This is a genomic window from Kitasatospora sp. NPDC096140 (genome assembly GCF_040303045.1).
Taxonomy (GTDB): Bacteria; Actinomycetota; Actinomycetes; order Streptomycetales; family Streptomycetaceae; genus Kitasatospora.
Map to the genome: position 1 here is coordinate 25276 of NZ_JBEOUW010000008.1, position 19258 is coordinate 44533.

Here is a 19258-nt window from a genome sequence, read left to right on the forward strand (position 1 = left end):
CCGCCCGATGCCGCACGCCCTGCTGATCTCCGGCTCCCTCGGCCAGGGCCACGACGTGATGGCCCAGGCCTGCGCGGACACCCTGCGGGAACGCGGCTGGACCACCGACACGGTCGACGCGATGGCCCTGCTCGGCGAACGCTCCGGTGCGGCCGGCGAGGCCGTCTTCCGCCGGCTGCTCGACCTGCCCGGGGTGTACGACGCGTTCCACTTCTCGGCGCTGCGGACGGGCGCGCGGATCGCGCTGCTCGCGGACGCGGCCGCCCGCACCCGGCTCGTCCCGGCGCTGCGGAAGCTGGTCGAGGCGCAGCGGCCGCAGCTGGTGGTCTCGGTGTTCGCCACCGCGACCTCGGCGGTCAACCGGCTGCAGGAGTGGGGGCAGGGCCGGGAGTTCCGGCACTTCGTGTTCTGCACCGACGTCACGCCGCACCGGCTCTGGGTGCAGGAGGGCACGGACCTGTTCCTGGTCACCTCGGAGGTCGCCGCGTGCGCGGTGCGGCGCTACCGGCCGGACGCCGACATCGCCGTCGTGCCCGCGCCGCTGCGGCAGCCGTTCTACCGCCCGCCGGAACGGTCCGAGGCCCGCGCCGGGCTGGGCGTGCCGGCGGACGCCCGGTGCGTGCTGCTGATGTCCGGCTCCTGGGGGCTCGGGCCGCTCGCCCGCGCCGCCGTCTCCCTCGCCGCGGCCGGACCGCACGTGCTCGCGGTGGCCGGACACAACCGGGAACTGGAACGCCGCCTGCGCGCCGCCGCCCGCCGCGAACCCCGGCTGCACCCGTTCGGCCACACCGACCGGGTCCCCGCACTGATGACCGCCGCCGACCTCGTCGTCACCAGCTCCGGCGACACCTGCAGCGAGGCCCGCGCGCTCGGCCGGCGACTGCTGCTCCTCGACGTGGTCCAGGGGCACGGGCGCGACAACCTCCAGCACGAGCTCGAACTCGGCCACGCCGACGTCACCTCCGCCCACCCCGCCGAGGTCGTCCGCAACGCCCTCGCGGCGCTGAAGCGCCCCTCCCCGGCGCCCTCGCCCGGCGCCGACCCGGAGGGCTGGCGCGCCGGGTTCGGGGAGGGCCTGCGACGCGTGGGACTGGGGTAGCGGGCTCCGACCGAGCCGACCAGGGTCGGGTCCGGCCCGGTCGGGTCCGGCCCGGTCGGCTCCGCTTCAACGGCGTTGCTGCCGAAGGGCGTCGGGCCTCACCGCCGGTCCGTGCGGCCGGGCACCCCGTGGTCGCGGAGCGGGCCGAGGGTGAGGTGCCGGGCGCGGCAGTGGGCGGCGATCAGGGGCAGGGCGGCCAGGGTGGCGCGCCAGGAGTCGGGGGCGGAGGTGCAGTCGGAGTCGTGGAGCAGGAGCGTCGCGCCGCCGGCCAGGCCGGGGCGGGCGGTCGCGTAGACGGAGGCGCCGGTGGCATCCGCCGTCCAGTCGCGGCCCCAGGCGGTCCACAGCACGCTGCGCAGGCCGAGGCGGCGGGCGGCCAGGGCCGGACCGGCCGTCAGGACGCCGTACGGCGGGCGGTACCAGAGCGGGCGGTCGCCGCACAGGCCGGTCACCGCCTCCTCGGTGCGGCGCAGCTCGCGCAGGTCGCGCGCGGGGGCCGGGTACCACTGCTGCCGGTGGAACCAGCCGTGGACGGCGACCTCGTGGCCCCGCCGCACCAGCTCGCCGCCGAGCTCGGGGGCGCGTTCCAGCATCGCGCCGAGCAGGAAGAAGGTGGCGCGGACGCCGAGTTCGTCCAGCGCGTCGAGGACGTACGGGGTGCTGCGCGGATCGGGGCCGTCGTCGAAGGTCAGGGCGACGTGGCCCGGGGCGGTGCCGTGGCCGGCCGTGCGGCGGGCGACGGTGCGGCGCAGCGGTGGGAGCCGGACGGCGGCGGGGGCGAGGTGCAGGAACTCCGCGGCGGCCGCGGCGGCGAGGGCTCCGGTCGCGATCCTCACCCCGGGCTCACCCGAAGCGGGAGGCCATCCGGCGGAACACGCCCGGCGCGACACCGTGGATGCGGGCCGGGAAGCCCAGCCAGTGCGGCACGTAGAGGCGGTCGCGCTCGGTGGTGATGCTCGCGACGACGGTGTCCGCGACCCGCTCCGCCGAGACGGGGCGCGGCCGTTCGCGCTGGTACGGCGTGCCGCGCCGGTCGAAGAACGGGGTGTCCACCGCGCCCGGGAGGACCAGGCGCACCCCCACGCCCGTTCCGCGCAGCTCGTACCAGAGGCTCTCCGCGAACATCGTCAGCCCGCCCTTGGTGGCCGCGTAGCCCGACTCGTCGCGCACGCCGACCTGACCGGCCATCGAGCCGAGCAGCACGATCCGGCCGTGGCGGCGCTCCAGCATGCCGGGCAGGAGGAGGCGGACCAGGCGCAGCGTGGCGGCGAAGTTGACCTCGATCATCCGGTCGAGGGTGTCGGAGGGGGTCTCCGCGAACGGGCCGCGCCAGCCGAGGCCGGCGCTCGCGACCAGGGCGTCCACCCGGCCGGCCTCGGCCAGGGCGGCCTCGGCGAGGCGGCGCGGGCCGTCCGGCTTGCTCAGGTCCTCGGGCAGGGCCAGGCCGTCGGTGCGGTCGGCGAGCTCGTCGAGGCGGGCGCGGTCGGTGCCGGAGACCAGGGTCCGCCAGCCCGCACCGGCCAGCCGGAGGGCGGTGGCGAGGCCGATTCCGGAGGAGGCGCCGGTGATCAGCGCGACCGGGCGCTCGGTCGGCGCCGACCGCCGGGATCCGGGGTGGGGTTCCGATCGGGGGTCCTCCGCCATCGCGCACCTGCCGCTCTGAGGCCAGTCGCCGTCCGATTTGTCCGGCAAGTCACCTTCGCACGGCGGCGCCGACCGGGCTACCGGGGCGGGACCGCCTGCTCCGCCCCGGCGCCCGGGTGCGGCCTCACCAGCTCGGCCGACTCGCCCTCCAGTTCGCCGAAGCGGGAGAGGAGGAAGGTGCCGCCCACCGCCACCGCGAAGCCCGTCAGCGCGCACCACTCGAACCCGGGACGGGCGGCGTCGCCGAGCGCCACGACGCCGACCAGGGCCGGGCCGAAGGTCTCGGCCACCGTCCCGGCGGCGGTCGCGGCCGTCACGGTGCCCCGCTGCAGCGCCAGTGCGTACGCCAGGTAGCCGCCGAGACCACCGGCGACCAGGGCGTAGGTCGCCGGGTCGGTGAGGATCGCGAGCAGGCCGGAGGCGTCCATCACCCGCACCGCCAGGCTGGTCACCCCGAAGCCGACCCCGGCCAGCAGGCCCAGCCCGGCGGCGGCCGCCGTGCCGTTCCGGCGCACCAGGACGAGCGTGGCCGGCAGCATGAGGGCGGTGGTCGCGAGCAGCGCCCAGTGGAAGGCCTCCGGGGCGTGGTTGCACCCCTCCTTGCCCGAGCCCAGCGCCAGCAGGGTCAGGCCGACGACGACGGCGAGGATGCCCGCGACGTCGCTCCGGTGCAGTCGCGCGCCCAGCAGCCAGACCGCGGCCAGCGCGGTGACGGCCAGACTGGCGTTGGTGACGGCCTGCACCAGGAACAGCGGGAGGCTGCGCAGGGCCACGATGCTCAGCACGAAACCGACGATGTCCACCAGCGTCCCGACCAGGAACTGCCACGACCGCACCAGCGCGGCCAGCAGCCCCGCCCGCACCCGGTCGGCCCGCGGGGCGGACCGCGCACCGCGGGCCTGGAAGACCGCCCCGAAGCCGAAGCAGACGGTCGCGACCAACGCGGTGGTGAGTCCCAGCAGCATGCGTCTCCCAGCGTCGCGGGGCAGCATCGGTCCACCACCAGTCTGTCCCCGGCGTGGCGGGGGCGCACGGGTGGGGCGGGACGGGCGTACGGGATCAGCCCGGCGGACGGCGGCGAGGCCGGGGCCGCGACGGCGCCCCGCCGGGGGAGGTCGAACCGGGACGGAGCGGTGGGGGGCGCGGAGGGGCCTGTGCCGCACGGAACGGGGCGGCGGCGGTTTGTGGCCCGCCGCCGCCCCGGCACCTGCGGAGCGGGTCGGGCTAGCCGAGCACGGAGGCGAGCAGCGCCGCGGTCTCGGCGACCACGGGCTCGTCCCGCACGGCGGCCTCGTCGGGCTTGGTGGTCAGCACGGCGAGGACGACGGGCGCGCCGGACGGGGTCCAGGCGATGCCGACGTCGTTGGCGGTTCCGTACCGGCCGGAGCCGGTCTTGTCGGCGAGGGCCCAGTCCGCCGGGAGGCCCTTGCGGAAGCGGTTCGTGCTGGTCGTGTTGCCGCGCAGCCAGGTGGTGAGCTGTTCGCGCTTGGCGGGCGGGAGGGCGTGGCCGAGGGCGAGCCGGCGGTAGGTGCGGGCGATGGCCCGCGGGGTGGTGGTGTCGGTGCCGCGGTCCGGTTCGGCGGAGTTGAGCTCGGGCTCCCAGCGGTCCAGGCGGGTGGTGCGGTCACCGATCGAGCGGCAGAAGTCGGTGACGGCGGTCGGACCGCCGAGTTCCCGGAGCAGCAGGTTGGCGGCGGTGTTGTCGCTGTGGTCGATGGCCGCCTTGCAGAGCTCGGCGACGGTCATGCCGTCCGCCAGGTGGTCCTTGGTCACCGCCGCGCTCTCCTCGCCGCCGGACCGCGTGATGTCCTCGGCGGTGTAGTGGATCCGCCGGGCGAGGAACTCGCCGTTGCGGTCGAGGTCGCGCAGGACGGCGGAGGCCGCGAGGGTCTTGAAGACCGAGCACATCGGGAACGCCTCGTCCGCGCGGTAGCGGACCGTCCTGCCGGTCGAGACGTTCCGGGCGAACACGCCGAGGCGGACGCCGTGTTCCCGCTCCATCGCCGCGAGCAGGCGGTGGGTGTCGGGCCCGCTCTCCGCGTACGCCGCACCGCCGGTCGAGGCCGTGACGGCGACTGCTGCTCCGAAGCCGAGCCCCAGGACCGCGCGGCGGCTGTGACGGAATTCCGACGACTGTGTGGACATGGTCCCCCTCTATCCGGACATCGCGGCCGGAGCCGCTTCCTGAGTCACAGGACGCGCCGCACGCCTCGATGGTTCGTCGACGGCGGACATCGGTGGCGGGAACGACCCGAACGGGTCAGGACCGGATGGCCACCGCCGCGTACGCGGATGCCTCCGGGGCGGAGACCGGCGGATCGTCGGGGGCCGGGCGCCACTGGGGAGTGGGGACGACGCCCGGGGCGAGGAGGGTCCAGCCGTCGAAGAAGCGGGCGAACTCGGAGCGGGTGCGGGCCTGGACGGCGGTGCCGGCGGACTCGTAGATGCGGACCAGGTCGGCGATGTCCGTGGGCGCGAAGTCGGGGGTGACGTGGGTCATCACCAGGGCGCTGCCGGGGGCGAGGACGGACTTGAGGTGCTCGACGAGCTCGTAGGCGCCGTGGGCGTCGGGCACGAAGTGGAGCAGGGCGTTGAGGGAGAGCGCCACGGGGCGGCGGAGGTCGACGGTGTCGCGCAGCCCGGGGGCGTCGAGCAGCCGGGCGACGTCGGTGACGTCGGCCTCGACGTAGGCGGTGCGACCCTCGGGGGTGCCGGTGAGCAGGGCCTGGGCGTGCGAGAGGACGATCGGGTCGTTGTCGGCGTAGACGACGCGGGCCCCGGGCACCACGCGCTGGGCGACCTCGTGGAGGTTGGGCGAGGTGGGGATGCCGGTGCCGATGTCGAGGAACTGGTCGAAGCCGGCCTCGGCGAGGGCGCGGGTGGAGCGGTGCATGAAGGAGCGGTTGGCGCGGGCGCCGCTGCGCAGCCACGGAGCGACGGCGAGGGCGTGCCCGGCGGCCTCGCGGTCGGCGGCGAAGTTGGTGAAGCCGCCGAGGAAGTAGTCGTACATCCGGGCCGAGTGCGGCACGTTCAGCCGCAGGTCCACCCCGTCGTAGAGACCCATCGCGTTTCCCCCTCGGTCCATCGTTCGCATGCCGGCAACCGATCGCATTGCTGCCCACGGTAACCGGGTGCCAATCACCGCCGGATCGATTCAACGAGCCGTCGTATCACATGAGATGACAATCAGTGTTCGCTTTGCAGCCTGGAGTGACAGGCCTGATGGAATGAGGATGGGCACGGACAGCCCGACCCTCGGGTGGCCTGGCGAGCAGCCGACGGCCACGGAAAGCAGGCTCGATGACGATCGACAGGGGTGCCCCCGCGCGCGGGTACCGGGGCGGGACGGCAGTGGACTGCACCGGCGGGGCGGGCCCGGACCGGGGGCTCGGCGGAGACCTCGGCCTGCGCCTGGACCTCACCTACGCCGCGTTCTGCGAGACGCACGAACCCGCTTGGCACGCCCTCGCGTTGACCAGGATAGGCAGTCGGGCCGACGCCGCGCTGGTGGTCGCGGCGGTGAAGGCCGACCTGGCCCGCTGCTGGCCCCAGGTGCTGCGGTTCGAGGAACCGGCCGCGTACACCTGGCGGTTGGCCAACCGGCACGTCGCGGACTGGGTCTCCGCCGAGGAGCCGGTGGAGGTGGAGGCGGTCACCTTCGCGGCGGTGATCAACGCGTTCAAGCAGGTGGCGAAGGGCCTGCTGCAGAGCGAGGCGGACGAGGTGCGGCTCTACGCGGCGATCCTCGAACTCCCGGACCGGCAACGGGACGTGGTGATCCTGCGCTACCTGCTCGGCCTGCACGTGAAGGTGATCGCGGCGTACCTGGGGCGTCCGGTGGCGACGGTGCACTCCAATCTGCGGCACGCCCGCGAACGGCTGGCGCGCCGGCTCGGGGTGGGCGAACTCCCGGACCGCGGGGGCGAACTGTGACGGACCGGCGGGCGGGCGGGTCCCCGCGCGGGGCGCACGCGACCGGCGGGCCGGGGCCGACGGGCGGGGCGCGCACGACGGACGGGGCGCACGGCACCGGCGGGGCTCGCGACACGGGCGGGGGGCGTGCGGTGATCCAGGTGCCCCGGCCCGAACGCGCCCACGCCGCGCGGATCGCGGAAGTGCGCCAGGCCCGGCTGACCGCCGCGCCGACCCACCTGCCGTCGGAGTACGAACAGGCCTCCTTCGAACTGGGCCTGGTGGTGGCCCTGGTGCTGGGCGCGCCGGACGCCTCGCGCGGGCTCGACCTGCTGGTGAACGCGCGCCGGATCCAGCCCGAGGGAGCGGAGGTGTTCGGGGCGCTGCTGTACGCCACCGGCAAGGAGGAGGGCGCCGAGTTCTGGTGGCGCTTCGCGGCCGGCTCCGGCAGCGGGACGGCCGCGTACTGCCTGCACCTGCACCACCTGATGCTCGGCGAGACCGACGACGCCGACTACTGGCGGGCCTGGTCGGACCAGCTCTCCTCGGCCGAACGCCCGCCCGGGCCAAGGCCGTTGCGGATGAGCAGACCGCTGCTGCCGGCCGACGTACGGCGCGACATCCTGTCCCGGGTGCACCGGGGGCTGGCGCCGCAGCTGCCGCCCGCACTGGTCGCGGTGATCGACCGGCTGCCGCTGCAGGGCGAGGACGCGGAGGAGGTCCCGAGCCCGTGGGGCCTCACCTCGGGGGCCACCTCCGCGTGCTCGTGGGACCTCCCGTGGGGGCTCGGCGACGACGACGGGGACCCGACCCGGTGAGCGGGCGGGGACCCGTCCCGGTGAGCGGCGGGGCTCGTCGCGGCTCGCGCCGAGGACTCGTCGGAGTGAGCGGCCCGCGCCCGCCCGGGATCATCCCTTCAGGTGAGTGCGGACAGCCGGGCGACGATCTCCGGATCCCGCCCGCTTCCGGCCTCGACCTCCTCGCCGTCCGCCGTCGCCCGCCGGACGACGTAGTGGTGCGGCGCCATCGCGGTGTCACGGCCCGGCTGGGCGGCGACGACGGCGCGGTGCGCGGCGGCGGGGTCGAGCGCGGGATCATCGGTGGCGATCTCGGCGACCAGCCTCCCCTCGGCCAGCGACAGTCGGTGCGGGCCGACGGCGGCGTCCACGAGGGCGCGGACGGCCGCGAGGTCGATCCAGGAGCCGTCGACCAACCACCACTCGCCGCCGGGCCGTTCGGCCGGCGAGCCGAGCACGGCGGGCAGGTCGGCGAGCAGCACCGGGCCTTCGGCGGCCGCCGCGAGCAGGGCGAGCAGCGCCCGGGCGAACCCCTCGGTCTCCTCGGCGTCGAGCACCTGGGGGCAGGCGACCAGGACGAAGTCCAGGCTGCCGGTGATCCGCAGGATCGCCAGCATCAGCCGGACCGGCAGCGGCGGGCCGGGCAGCGGGGTCAGCTCGGGGTCACGGGACGGGGGCGGCTGGGCGTCGGCGACGGCCGGCGGGACGGTGAGGCTCAGGTCGTTCACGACCACCTGGCGGGCGAACCGGGAGCCGCGCCGGTGGGCGACGTCCTCGACCAGCTGCCAGACCTGCTCGGCGTCCAGGATGCTGTTCCAATAGGCTTTCAGCGACGCCGACTTGGCGCGGCCGATCAGCTGGTCGAGATCGGCCGCATCGGTGTCCAGCAGGATCAGCGCGTCCTGCGCGAGGGTGCCGACGTGGTCGATCAGCTCGGCCTGGTGGCGGTTGGCGGAGAGCGCCGACATGACCAGGCCTCCCCGCCGGCCGGCCCGGTGGGCGACCAGCGCGGCGAAGGCGGCGAGCAGGACCACGGACGGGCTGGCGCCGACCCGGCGGCAGACCGCGGCGAGGTGCCCGGCCGCCGAAGCCGAGCGCACCATCAAGGCGGTGTGGTCGCGGGGCGGGCCGGTGACGCGCGGGTCCGCGAAGACGGTCTGCGGGGCGCCGCCCAGCACCCGGGCCCAGTGCCGCAGTCCGGCCGCCGCCTTGCGCCGGCCCTGCCGGCTCTGCTCCGCGGCCGCCAGCCGCAGCGGTGTCGGGGCCACGACCGGCGGCAGCTCCCGCCCGGCGGCGAGGGCGTACCAGTCCTGGATCAGCACGGCGGTGGCGGCGCCGTCGGCACCCGCGTGGCAGACCACGGCCACCAGTCGGAGCAGCTGCTCGCCCCGGGCGACCAGGGTGAACCGGATCCGGGGCGCCACCGCCAGGTCCAGCGGGACGGCGACGTCGGCCCGCCCCAGCTCGCCGGCCAGGGCGTCCAGCCGGCCGTCGTCGTGGTCGTCCGCCTCGATCACCGTCACGGTGAAACGCCCGCTCGGGTGCACCACTTGGCGGACCGGGAAACCGTCCGGGCCGGGGCCGGGCGGGAAGGAGGTGCGCAGCGACTCGTGCCGCTCGACCAGCAGCCTCAGGGCCACCAGGCCGGCCGGGACCGAGGTGCCGGCCGGCACCGGCCACACGGAGTCCTTGTTGATCCGCTCCGGGGCGTCGCTCCGGATGCAGCGGATCATGTTGTCCTGGCCGCGGGTCAGCGGGCCGGATCCGCTGCTCACGGCGGCGAAGCGGACTCCGACCTGCCTGGCGGCCGGTCGCGGGTCGATCGGGGCCGTCCGGCGCGGGGCCGTTTCGGGTGCGGTCGATTCGCGTGCGGCCGCCTCGCGTGCGGTCGATTCGCGTGCGGCCGCCTCGGGGAGGGGCGTTTCGCGCGGAGCCGCCTCACGCGGAGCCGCCTCGCGGGCAATCAGGTCGTGCGGAGTCACGTCGTACGCGCCTTTCGGCTCGCCGGGAGGGGCTCAGCGGGTGTGATCGGGACGCTACCAGCGGCCTGCCAGACTGGTCCAGACCAAAGCCCGCTCGATTCAGCGACCGTCAACTCTGCTGCCATACACAAGAGTTGACATGTAACGGCGGATCGCCCAGTGCCGCCACGGCAGCCCGGAACGGCCCCGGGACGGGCACGTCGCAGACCCTCGCCGGGCCGGCTCCGAGCCCGCCGGGGTCGGCCACCAGCACCGGGGACGTCCCCACCACGGACACGCCGAAGGACTGCGTCAGCCGTCCGCCGTACGCCTTCACGCAGGCCTCGCGGCGGCACCACAGTCCGGTGAAGCGGGCCGCCCGCTCGGACGGCTCGACGGGTTCGGCGACGAAGCGCTCCTCCTCGAACGGGAACCAGCGCGCGGCCATCCGCTCGGCCGTCCGGGCCTCGTGCAGTCGCTCGACGTCGACGCCGACCGCCCGCTGCTCGGCCAGGGCCAGCACCGCGAGCGTGCCCGAGGCCGACCAGCTGACCCGCAGGCCACCGGCGTCCGCGGCCTCGGGCTTGCCGTTCGGCCCGCGCCGCCAGCGGACCTCGGCCGGAGGACGGCCCAGCCGGGCGCCGACCAGCCGCCGGACGGCGCCGCGCACCACCGTGAACCGGTCGCGCAGTACCGGGTCCATGCCGTCGGCCCGCGCGCGTTCGTCGGCGTCGAGCAGCTGCCACAGGTCGGCGACGACCGCCGCGGGCCGGCCGGTGTCGATGAGCCAGCACTCGACCTCGCTCGCGGCCCCGCTCACTGCCCCGCTCACGGCAGGGCCACCGTGCTGAGCACCCCGAGCCGGCGGTCGTACCCGGCGAGCAGGGCCGGCCGCTCCTCCCGCCGCCAGCGCGGCAGGTGTTCGGCCAGCCGCGCCCAGAGGCCGGTGAAGGGCTGGGCGGGCTCCCCGATGCCGAAGCCGCCGTCGTGCAGGACCTCCGCCCGCGCCCCCAGTTCCCCGGCCCGGGCCCGCACCGCGTCCTCGGGCGAACCGGCACCGGTCACCTGACGGACGGCCAGCCCGGCCCCGGCTTCCTCCTCGCAGACCAGCACCACCGCCGCGTGCCGCTCCGGCAACGCGACCGGCTCCGACGGCCGGTAGTGCAGCGCGGTCTGTTCGGCGAGCACCACCACGGCCCGACGGCAGCCGCCGGTGCGGTGGTGGTCGGCGGCCAGTCGCAGGGCGGTGAACGCCGCGGCGGTGCCCTGGTCGCAGATCGCGAAGGCGAGCGGCTCGCCCGGGACGGACCGGCTGAGCGCGAGCGAGGACGGCGCGCCGGGGCGGACGTCCGGGGTGTCGAAGGCGAGGACCAGCAGGTCCACCGGCTCGTCCTCGGCGAGTGCCTCGCGCAGCAGTCCGGCGGCCAGCTCCTCGTAGGAGTGGCCGACGCCCTCGCGCAGCAGGTCCTCGCGCAGCGGCAGGCCGTACGGGCGGACCAGGTCGGAGACGAACACCCGCAGGTCCGGATCGAGCGAGGTCTCCGAGCGGCCGTCGAAGCGGCGGGCGAGCGCCCGGGTGATCCGCAGGCCGGAGGGGCCGGGGGGCACGCGGTCAGTCCTCGGGGATGACGTGCCCGGCGACGTAGTCGGCGAGCCTGGTGACCGAGCGCAGGTCGTCCTCGGTGATCTGCTCGACGTCCACCTGGATGTCCAGCGACTCTTCGAGCTCCAGGATGAGCTCGATGGTGCCGGCGGAGGTGAGGCCGAGGTCGTCGAAGAGGCAGGCGTCCTGCGGGATCTCGGGCAGTTCGCGCTTGAGGACGCGTGGCAGGAGTTCGCCGATGCCGTGCAGGATGCGCTCGCGCAGCTCGGGCTCAGTGGTCTGGACCACGGGTTCTGACATGGGGGTACCGTCCCGTCGTACGTGGGAAGTGCGCCCGGAGGGCTCTGGGGTGTGGCCGACGGTCCCGGGCGACCGACCGGTCGCCGGCTGGCCGTCGGCTGGTCGCCGACTGGTCGTCGGTAGGTGCGCCGGCCGGTCATCGGCGCGTCGTCAGCACTGCATCGCCATCGCGGAGAAGGTGGCTCCGACACCGGCGGCGGCGATCAGGTAGCGGTCGCCGCGGCGGAGCAGCCCCCGCGTGATGGCGGTGTGAAGATTGATGAGGCTGTCTGCAGCGAAACTGTGCCCGACCGACCGCACGTTGTCCAGCACGACTTTCTCGACCGGGTAGCCGAGGCGGCGCGCGATCATCCGCCAGGACGCCTGGTTGACGTTGTGCGGGAGGATCGCCGCCAAGTCGGAGAGGCCCAGACCGGCCCGGTCGAGGGCGGCCTCGATCGCCTCGACCATGACGTCCGGGTACTCGCGCTGGTAGCGGGCCAGCAGGTCCGGGTCCCCGGCCAACCGGCCGTCGAACTCGGGGCGTTGGCGCACCGCGAAGGAGAGCACCCGGTGCCGCTCGCCCCCGGCGCTGACCAGGCAGGCGGCCGCGCCCTCGGCGAAGATGCCGGTCTCCGGCACCACCTGGGCGTCCCTGGTGAAGGTCTTCTCCCCCGCCAGGACCAGTGCGAGCGCCGCCGGGTCGGGTTCGGACGCGAGCAGCCGGCCGGCCAGGTCGATGGCCAGCAGGCCCACCGCGCAGGCGTGGTGGGTCACCGTGAAGGCGTTGGCGTGCCCGAGGCCGCGCGCGGCGAGCAGCTCGTGCAGGGGGTTGAGCGGGTGGGGCACCGCCACCGGCATGCTGCGGGCGTGGATCACGAAGCGGATGTCGCGTTCGCGTCCGCGCAGGTCCGGCAGGCCGTCGAGGGCGGCTTCGAGCAGGTCGGGCAGCGTCCCGGTCGGATCCAGGCGCAGCTGGTCCAGGCCGTGGAAGCGGCGGAAGAGACGGAGTTGACGTGGGGTCAGGCCGATGCGCTCGCCCACCGCCTCGATGGGGACGGCGTGCGGGGGGAGGTGAACGGCCACTGCCTCCAGTGCGGTCACCCGGGCTAGTATTCCGACGCCCGCCGGGTCGCACAAGTGATCTCGAATCCGAGACCGGACCCGGGGCCGTCTTCGAACCCCTCTCGCGACCGCGTTCCCGGAAGCCGTCAACTGCGCTCCGGTGCGGTCGCGTTCACCCCCGCGCCGTCGAGCAGGTGGGAGATCCCCCGTGTCGCATCCCGAACCCCCGTCCTCCGCCGTGCCGTTGGATCCGGAGCTGGTCGCCCTCGTGGTCGAGGTGGCCGGCGCGCCGCCCGGCTGGGCCCGCCACGTCACCCCGGACGCCCGGCTGGACGGCGACCTGCTGCTGGACGAGGCCGAACTCGCCGCGCTGGCCGGGCGTCTGCGCGAGCGCTTCGGCCCGGCCGCCGACCTGGCCGCGCTGCGCGCCGGGCTGGACCTGGCCGGGCTGGAGGCGCTGACCGTCGCCGACCTGCAGCGGCTGCTCCCCGAGGAGGGCGCCCGGTGACCCGGTTCCTGCTGGTGATGCCCCCGCTGACCGGACACGTCAACCCGGCCGCGGGCATCGCCGCCGAACTGGCCGCGCGCGGCCACGACGTCGCCTGGACCGGTACGGAGTCGGTGCTGCGCCCGCTGCTCGGCGGTGACGCCCGCGTGCTGGGCACCGGCACCCGGGCGTTCCGGGCGCAGGGCGGGCACGGGCTGGCCGCTCTGCGCTCGCTCTGGGAGGGCTTCATCGTCCCGTACGCGCGGTTCACCGCGAAGCCGCTGGACGCGGTCGTGCGGGAGTACCGGCCGGACGTGCTGCTGGTGGACCAGCACACCCCGGCGGGCGCGCTGGTCGCGCACCGGCACGGCCTGCCGTGGGCGAGCTTCGCGCCCGGGGCGATGGAACTGGGCCGCCCCTACCGTGCGTTGCCGCAGGTCGAGGCGTGGATGACCGGGCTGCTGCGCGGGCTGTGGGAGCGTGCCCGGCTGCCCGGGGCGGAGTACGTCGACCCGCGCTTCTCCCCCGCGCTGGTGCTGGCCACCACCGGTCCGGCGCTGACCGGCCGCGCCGCGCCGCCGCACCACGCGCAGGTCGGGCCGGTGATCGCGGCGCGGCCGCACGATCCGGGGTTCCCGTGGGAGCGGCTGCTGCCGGGCCGGCGGCGGGTGCTGGTCACCATGGGGACGCTGGCCGGGGAGCTGGGCGCGGACTTCCTCGCCCGGGCCGTGCGGGCACTGGAGCTGTGCGGCGAGGACGTGCAGCCGGTGTTCGCGGCGCCGCGCGGGCTGCTGCCCGCGCTTCCGGCGCGGGCGGTCGCGGTGGACCGGGCGCCGGTCGCGGCGCTGATGGCGCGCGGCGAGCTGGACGCGGTGCTGTGCCACGGCGGGATGAACACCGTGGGCGAGGCCCTGGCGCACGGATTGCCGCTGGTCACCGCGCCGATCCGGCACGACCAGCCGTTCGTGGCCGCGCAGGTGACGGCGGTCGGGGCCGGACTCCGGGTGCCGTTCGCCCGGGTCACCGCGGAGCGGCTGGCGGAGGCGCTGGGGACCGTGCTGGAGGCAACGGCCCATCGGGAAGCGGCGGTTCGGGTCGGGACGGACCTGCTGGCCGGAGGCGGTGCGGTGGCCGCCGCGGACCGGCTGGAGGCACTCGGCTGACCGCCTCGGCCGGGAAGTCCCCTTAGCAGAACCGGAGATCACACGTCCATTGGTCTAGGCCATTGTTTCCGGGTGGGAGTTCACCCTAGGGTGTCGCAGCAGCACCGCCCTCCGCAGGTGCCGAGCACCGCCTTCCCAGGTGCCGTGGCAGCCCATCCCCGTACGGGAGTTCCGGTTGATCGAGACCACGGGACTGCGCAAGTCCTACCGCAAGAAGACCTCCCGCCGCAGCGGCGACAGCCGGAGCGTCGACGCCGTGCGCGGCATCGACCTGGCCGTCGCCGCCGGCGAGATCTACGGCTTCCTCGGCCCCAACGGCGCCGGGAAGACCACCACCCTGCGCATGCTGGCCACCCTCATCCGCCCCGACGACGGCCGCGCCGTCATCGCCGGGGCCGACCTCTTCACCGACCCGGCCGGGGTCCGCCGCCGGATCGGCTACGTCGCCCAGGGCGGCGGCACCACCGACAACGTCAGCGCCCGCGAGGAGCTGGTGCTGCAGGGCCGGATGTACGGCACGGCCAAGGCCCAGGCCGTCCGGGCCGCCGAGGACGCGCTCAAGGCCTTCGACCTCGGCGAGTTCGGCGACCGGCCGTGCGCCACCTACTCCGGCGGCCAGCGCCGCCGGGTGGACATCGCCCTCGGGGTGATCCACCGCCCCCGGGTGCTGTTCCTGGACGAGCCGACCGTCGGTCTGGACCCGTCCGGCCGGGCGCACGTCTGGGAGGAGATCCGCCGGCTGCGCACCGAGGGCATGACCGTCGTGGTCACCACCCACTACCTGGACGAGGCCGACGCGCTCTGCGACCGGGTCGCCATCGTCGACCACGGCCGGGTGGTGGCCGAGGGCACGCCCGAGGCGCTCAAGCGGGAGATCTCCGGTGACGTCGTCCTGCTCGGCCTGGCCGCCGGGGAGGGAGCCGTCGAGCGGGCGGCCGAGGTGCTGCGCCCGCAGCCGTACCTGCACCGGCTGGAGCCCGACGGGGACCGGGGGCTGCGGCTGTACCTGGAGGACGGCGCCGCGGCCGTCCCCCGGCTGCTGCGCGCCCTGGACGCGGCCGGCGTGACACCCGGCACCGTCCAGCTCCAACGGCCCAGCCTGGACGACGTGTTCCTGGCCCGCACCGGACGCTCGCTGCGCCAGGCCGACCCCGCGGCCGACACCCCATGACCCGCCGCCACCCTGCCCCGTCCGACCCCCTGGGGAGACCGTGAAGCTCGCCCGCGACACCTGGCTGGTCTTCCAGCGCCAGCTGCTGCTGATGATCCGCACCCCGGTCTGGATCGCCGTCGGCATCATCCAGCCCCTCTTCTACCTCCTGCTGTTCGCCCCCCTGCTGAAGAAGGTGCTCGCCCCCGAGGGCGCGAACAGCTACGCCGACGCCTACCAGGTGTACGTGCCGGGCCTGTTGGCGGTGCTGTGCATCTTCGGCGGGCTGTTCACCGGCTTCAGCCTGCTCGGCGAACTCAAGGCCGGGATCATCGAACGCTCCCGGGTGACCCCGGTGAGCCGGCTCGCGCTGCTGCTCGGACGGGCGCTGCGGGAGATGGTCGCGCTGCTGGTGCAGGCCGTCCTGATCACGCTGATCGCGCTGCCGTTCGGCCTGCGGGTGAGCCCGCTGAACCTGCTGCTCGCCTACCTGCTGCTGGGACTGCTGGCGCTGATGACCTCGGCGATCTCCTTCGGCATCGCCCTGATGGTGCCGGCCGACGCGGCGATGGCGCCGGTGGTCAACACCATCGCGCAGCCGATCGCGCTGCTGTCCGGGGTGCTGCTGCCGCTCACCCTGGCGCCGCAGTGGCTGCAGCAGCTCGCCCGGTGGAACCCCTTCTACTGGGCGGTGGAGGGCATGCGCGCGCTGTTCTCGGGGCACGCCGGGGACGCCGCGGTCTGGCAGGGGCTGCTGGTGGTCGTGGTGATGACCGCCCTGGCGGTGTACTGGTCGGCCCGGCTGTTCTCCACCCGGGTGCGCTGAACCCGGACACGCCGAACCGGGCCGCGCTGAGCCGGGCCGGGCCCGGAGACGGCAGAGGGAGGGGCCCGGCTCGCCATGAGCCGGGCCCGTGGGCGTGCGTGCGCTCAGGAGGCGTGCACGCCCACTCTGCGCACCCGCTCAGGAGGAGCGCACTCAGGAGCCGATGAAGGCCGCCAACTTCGCCACACCGTCGATGATCTGAGCCTGCGTCAGCGAACTGACGGAGAGCCGAAGGCGGTGCTCGCCGCCGCCGGCCGGGTAGAACGGCGCCATCGGTGTCCACAGCACCCCGTGGTCGCGGGCGCAGCGCTCCATCGCCGCGTCGTCGGCGGTGAAGGGCACGGTCAGCACGGCGAAGAAGCCGCCGTCCGGCCGGTTCCAGGAGACGCCCAGGCGGCGCCGCTCGGAGGCCGGGAAGTGCCGGTCCAGCTCCCGCAGCAGGGTGTCCAGGCCGGCCGCGTAGTGCGCCGTGGCACGGGCGTTGGCGGCGCGCAGACGGCAGTCGTGGGCCAGCAGCATGCCGCCGATGACGGCCTGGCTGAGCGCGGGCGTGTTGACCGTCGTCATGCTCTTCAGTTTGGCCAGCTCGTCGGCGAGCAGACCGCTGCGCCCGCCGGGGCCGGCCACCTCCTGGTCGGCGACGACGTAGCCGAGCCGGGCGCCCGGGAAGCAGGTCTTGGCGAAGGATCCCAGGTGGACGACCCGGCCGCGGCGGTCCAGCGCCTTGAGCGTGGGCCGCAGGCCCGGGGTGCGGGCGAAGAAGCCGTACGGGTTGTCCTCGATGACCAGGACGTCCTCCTCGGCGGCCGCCTCCAGCAGCCGGGTGCGGGCGTCGACCGGCATGCTGGTTCCGGAGGGGTTGGCGAAGTCCGGGACGACGTAGAGGGCGCGCGGGCGGCGCCCCTCGGCGCGGACGGCCCTCGCGGCGGCGAGCACGGCCTGCGGGTCGGGCCCGCCGTCCGGGCCCTCGGGGACCGGCCGGGTGGTCAGGTCGAGCACCCGGGCGGCGCCGGTGACGCCGACGTAGCAGGGCGAGCTGACCAGCAGGACGTCGTCCGGGCCGGCGCAGAGCGCGCGCAGGGTGAGCAGCATGCCCTCCTGGGCGCCGACGGTGAGCACGAGGGACGCGGGGTCGACGGTCAGGCCCTCGTCGTTGGCGAGGGTGCGGGCCACCAGGTCGGCGATGATGCCCTTGGTGGGGCCGTACTGGAACAGCGTGCTGCGCACGGCGTCCCGGTCGAGCCCGCGCTCCGCGAGGTGGGCGAGGAAGCGCTCAAGGTGGGCCGGGACGTCCTCGGGCTCGAAGAAGCCCTCGTAGGGGCGGCCGGGGGCGAAGGAGACGGCCCCGGGGTAGCGGGTGGTGACCTCGTTGAGGAAGGTCATCGCGTCCAGCAGCGGGTCCGCGAGGGAGGCGTGCAGGTCTTCCAGCCGGAGCCTCACCGAAGGGCCTCCCGCAGCCGGCCGGCGGCGTGCGCCTGGGCTTCGGCGGCGGCGTCCAGGGTCCCGGTCATGGCGAAGAAGCCGTGCGGCACGCCCTCGTAGCGGCGCAGCTCCACCGGGACCCCGGCGGCTCGCAGCGCCTCGGCGTACTGCTCGCCCTCGTCGCGCAGCGGGTCGTACTCGGCGGTGAGGACGGTCGCGGGCGGCAGGCCCGCCAGGGTGGCGGCGCGCAGCGGGGAGGCGTACGGGGAGGCGCCGTCGGCCGGGTCGGCCAGGTAGTGGCCCCAGTACCAGGCGACCGAGCGGCGGTTGAAGAACAGCGGGTCGTCGTGTGCGCGCAGCGAGGGGGTGTCGGCGCCGTGGTCGGTGTTGGGGTAGACGAGCAGTTGGTGGCGCAGGGCGGGGCCGCCCTCGGCGCGCAGCAGGAGGGTCAGGGCGGCGGTGAGGTTGCCGCCGGCGCTGTCGCCGCCGACCGCCAGCCGCTCGGGGTCGACGCCGAACTCCTCGGCGCGTTCGACCAGCTGCCGGAGCGCGGCGCGGCAGTCGTGCAGGGCCGCGGGGAAGGGGTGTTCGGGGGCGAGCCGGTAGCCGACGGAGGCGGTGACGCAGCCGACGGCGTTGGTGAGGCGGCGGCAGACGGCGTCGCTGGTGTCGGGCGAGCCGAGGGTCCAGCCGCCGCCGAACAGGTAGAGCAGGGCGGGCAGTGGGCGGCCGGGTGGTTCGGGGCGGTACAGGCGCAGGGCGAGTTCGCCCTCGGGGCCCTCGATGCGGTGTTCCTCGACGGCGGCGACCGGTTCGGGGGTGCCGGCCGCGGCGCGGATGTCGGCGAGGTCGGCGGCGCGGGCTTCGGCGAGGGTGAGGGTGTAGAGCGGCGGTGCGCCGCTGCTCGCGCGCCGGGCGCGCAGGGCCTCGGCCTGGGGGTGCAGGGGCATGGGTGGTCCCGTTCTGGAGCGGGGGGTCGGTGGTCGGCGGACGGTTCGGGGACGGTCGGTGAGCGGTTCCGGGGCTGGTCGAGCGGGTGGTCGGGGGTGGTCAGCGGTCGGCCTCGACGTAGATCGTCTCGTCGGTGCGGAAGGCCGTGTCGAGGTCGGCGACGTCCGCCCGGGCGCCCTGCCGGTAGGCGCAGGGGCGGATCCGCTCGGGCGCGAAGCCGGCCAGGGTGAGGACGTGCCGCAGCTCGTCCAGGTCGTAGATCCACTGGTGGCCGTAGTGGCGGAAGATCTGGTTGACCAGGAAGGCCGGGCGGGCCGGCATCGGCGGGCCGAAGCCGAGGGTGGTCAGGCGTCGGCGGTGCTTGGCGAGGAAGCCGTCGCCGGTGGCGTAGCCGACCAGGTAGCGGGCGAGGTCGGGGGTGGTCAGGCGCAGGACGCCGCCGGGGCGCAGCACCCGGCGGGCTTCGCGCAGCCAGCCGACCGCGACGGGCATGGTGACGTGCTCGATGAGGTGCTCGGCGTACACCCAGTCGACGCTGGCGTCCGCGAAGGGCAGCGGCTCGGAGACGTCGAGCCGGGTGAACCAGCGGTCGCCGTCGACGCGGTAGAGGGTGCCGGGCTCGGCGGTGGCCTGCGGGCCGCCGCCCGGCGAGGTGCACAGGGCGGCGAGGTCGGTTCCGAGGCCCTGCGGGTGGGCGGTCCGGAACGCGGCGAACTCGATGCCGGTGAGGCCGAGTTCGCGGAAGTCCGCGTGGTCGTGCGGCAGCCCGCCGGGGTGCGCTTCGAGCGCGTCGCAGGTGGCGACCTGCGCGCTGAAGGCGTCCAGGCGGGTGGCCAGGCCGTCGGGATCGTCCCAGTCCCAGCCGGGGAATCGGTCACTCTGCTCGGTCATCCGGGTCT

Annotated in this window: 19 protein-coding genes and 1 pseudogene; 7 read left to right on the forward strand and 13 right to left on the reverse strand. The window is 75.4% G+C overall.

Annotated elements, in window-relative coordinates; translation table 11 throughout:
- The first annotated feature begins 7 nt into the window (after window positions 1-7).
- Window positions 8-1099, forward strand: coding sequence for an MGDG synthase family glycosyltransferase (locus ABT048_RS10090; RefSeq protein WP_350520865.1), 1092 nt, complete (start codon window positions 8-10; stop codon window positions 1097-1099).
- A gap of 98 nt (window positions 1100-1197) precedes the next feature.
- Here the strand turns inward: ABT048_RS10090 and ABT048_RS10095 are convergent, their stop codons facing one another.
- From ABT048_RS10095 to ABT048_RS10115, 5 genes are all read right to left on the reverse strand, one after another.
- A complete protein-coding gene (locus tag ABT048_RS10095) occupies window positions 1198-1935 on the reverse strand; it encodes a polysaccharide deacetylase family protein (RefSeq protein ID WP_350520866.1) in 738 nt (245 codons plus the stop codon).
- A 7-nt stretch (window positions 1936-1942) separates the two neighbouring features.
- Complete coding sequence (locus ABT048_RS10100; protein ID WP_350520867.1) at window positions 1943-2743, reverse strand: SDR family NAD(P)-dependent oxidoreductase; 801 nt, start codon at window positions 2741-2743, stop codon at window positions 1943-1945.
- A gap of 77 nt (window positions 2744-2820) precedes the next feature.
- Window positions 2821-3708: a DMT family transporter gene (locus tag ABT048_RS10105; protein ID WP_350520868.1), complete on the reverse strand. Its 888-nt coding sequence runs from the start codon at window positions 3706-3708 to the stop codon at window positions 2821-2823.
- 259 nt (window positions 3709-3967) lie between these two features.
- Window positions 3968-4888, reverse strand: coding sequence for a class A beta-lactamase (gene bla / locus ABT048_RS10110; RefSeq protein WP_350520869.1), 921 nt, complete (start codon window positions 4886-4888; stop codon window positions 3968-3970).
- Between the two features lie 115 nt (window positions 4889-5003).
- Window positions 5004-5807: an SAM-dependent methyltransferase gene (locus ABT048_RS10115; RefSeq protein ID WP_350520870.1), complete on the reverse strand. Its 804-nt coding sequence runs from the start codon at window positions 5805-5807 to the stop codon at window positions 5004-5006.
- 236 nt (window positions 5808-6043) lie between these two features.
- On the opposite strand from ABT048_RS10115, the gene ABT048_RS10120 reads away from it, so the two are divergent.
- On the forward strand, window positions 6044-6676 hold the full coding sequence (locus ABT048_RS10120) for a sigma-70 family RNA polymerase sigma factor (protein WP_350520871.1): 633 nt from the start codon (window positions 6044-6046) through the stop codon (window positions 6674-6676).
- Window positions 6677-6807: 131 nt separating this feature from the next.
- The gene (locus tag ABT048_RS10125; protein ID WP_350520872.1) at window positions 6808-7473 is read left to right on the forward strand and encodes a hypothetical protein; all 666 of its coding nucleotides are present in this window, start codon (window positions 6808-6810) and stop codon (window positions 7471-7473) included.
- 98 nt (window positions 7474-7571) lie between these two features.
- Here ABT048_RS10125 and ABT048_RS10130 read toward each other — a convergent pair whose 3' ends face one another.
- The 5 genes from ABT048_RS10130 to ABT048_RS10150 form a co-directional block, all read right to left on the reverse strand.
- Window positions 7572-9227, reverse strand: coding sequence for a condensation domain-containing protein (locus ABT048_RS10130; RefSeq protein WP_350520873.1), 1656 nt, complete (start codon window positions 9225-9227; stop codon window positions 7572-7574).
- A 316-nt stretch (window positions 9228-9543) separates the two neighbouring features.
- Window positions 9544-10245, reverse strand: coding sequence for a 4'-phosphopantetheinyl transferase family protein (locus ABT048_RS10135; protein WP_350520874.1), 702 nt, complete (start codon window positions 10243-10245; stop codon window positions 9544-9546).
- A complete protein-coding gene (locus ABT048_RS10140; RefSeq protein WP_350520875.1) occupies window positions 10242-11021 on the reverse strand; it encodes a beta-ketoacyl-[acyl-carrier-protein] synthase family protein in 780 nt (259 codons plus the stop codon). Before ABT048_RS10140 ends, ABT048_RS10135 begins: the two co-directional genes overlap by 4 nt.
- A gap of 4 nt (window positions 11022-11025) precedes the next feature.
- On the reverse strand, window positions 11026-11316 hold the full coding sequence (locus tag ABT048_RS10145) for a phosphopantetheine-binding protein (RefSeq protein ID WP_350520876.1): 291 nt from the start codon (window positions 11314-11316) through the stop codon (window positions 11026-11028).
- 150 nt (window positions 11317-11466) lie between these two features.
- Window positions 11467-12399: a 3-oxoacyl-[acyl-carrier-protein] synthase III C-terminal domain-containing protein gene (locus ABT048_RS10150; protein ID WP_350520877.1), complete on the reverse strand. Its 933-nt coding sequence runs from the start codon at window positions 12397-12399 to the stop codon at window positions 11467-11469.
- A 169-nt stretch (window positions 12400-12568) separates the two neighbouring features.
- On the opposite strand from ABT048_RS10150, the gene ABT048_RS10155 reads away from it, so the two are divergent.
- The 4 genes from ABT048_RS10155 to ABT048_RS10170 all read left to right on the forward strand — a co-directional run bounded on the left by ABT048_RS10155 (window position 12569) and on the right by ABT048_RS10170 (window position 15986).
- The gene (locus ABT048_RS10155; RefSeq protein WP_350520878.1) at window positions 12569-12868 is read left to right on the forward strand and encodes a hypothetical protein; all 300 of its coding nucleotides are present in this window, start codon (window positions 12569-12571) and stop codon (window positions 12866-12868) included.
- On the forward strand, window positions 12865-14010 hold the full coding sequence (locus ABT048_RS10160; protein ID WP_350520879.1) for a glycosyltransferase: 1146 nt from the start codon (window positions 12865-12867) through the stop codon (window positions 14008-14010). The genes ABT048_RS10155 and ABT048_RS10160 overlap by 4 nt, the downstream gene beginning before the upstream one ends.
- Window positions 14011-14185: 175 nt before the next feature.
- Window positions 14186-15181, forward strand: a complete 996-nt coding sequence (locus tag ABT048_RS10165) for an ATP-binding cassette domain-containing protein (protein ID WP_350520880.1) — start codon at window positions 14186-14188, stop codon at window positions 15179-15181.
- 40 nt (window positions 15182-15221) lie between these two features.
- Window positions 15222-15986, forward strand: coding sequence for an ABC transporter permease (locus ABT048_RS10170; protein ID WP_350520881.1), 765 nt, complete (start codon window positions 15222-15224; stop codon window positions 15984-15986).
- Window positions 15987-16139: 153 nt separating this feature from the next.
- On the opposite strand, the gene ABT048_RS10175 is transcribed toward ABT048_RS10170, so the two are convergent.
- From ABT048_RS10175 to ABT048_RS10185, 3 genes and pseudogenes are all read right to left on the reverse strand, one after another.
- Window positions 16140-17426, reverse strand: a complete 1287-nt coding sequence (locus ABT048_RS10175) for an aminotransferase-like domain-containing protein (RefSeq protein WP_350520882.1) — start codon at window positions 17424-17426, stop codon at window positions 16140-16142.
- Window positions 17423-18379, reverse strand: a pseudogene (lipP1, locus tag ABT048_RS10180) (LipP1 family hormone-sensitive lipase); the annotation flags it as partial. The pseudogene lipP1 and the gene ABT048_RS10175, both read right to left, overlap by 4 nt.
- Window positions 18380-18458: 79 nt before the next feature.
- Complete coding sequence (locus ABT048_RS10185) at window positions 18459-19250, reverse strand: class I SAM-dependent methyltransferase (protein WP_350520884.1); 792 nt, start codon at window positions 19248-19250, stop codon at window positions 18459-18461.
- Between the last annotated feature and the right edge of the window lie 8 nt (window positions 19251-19258).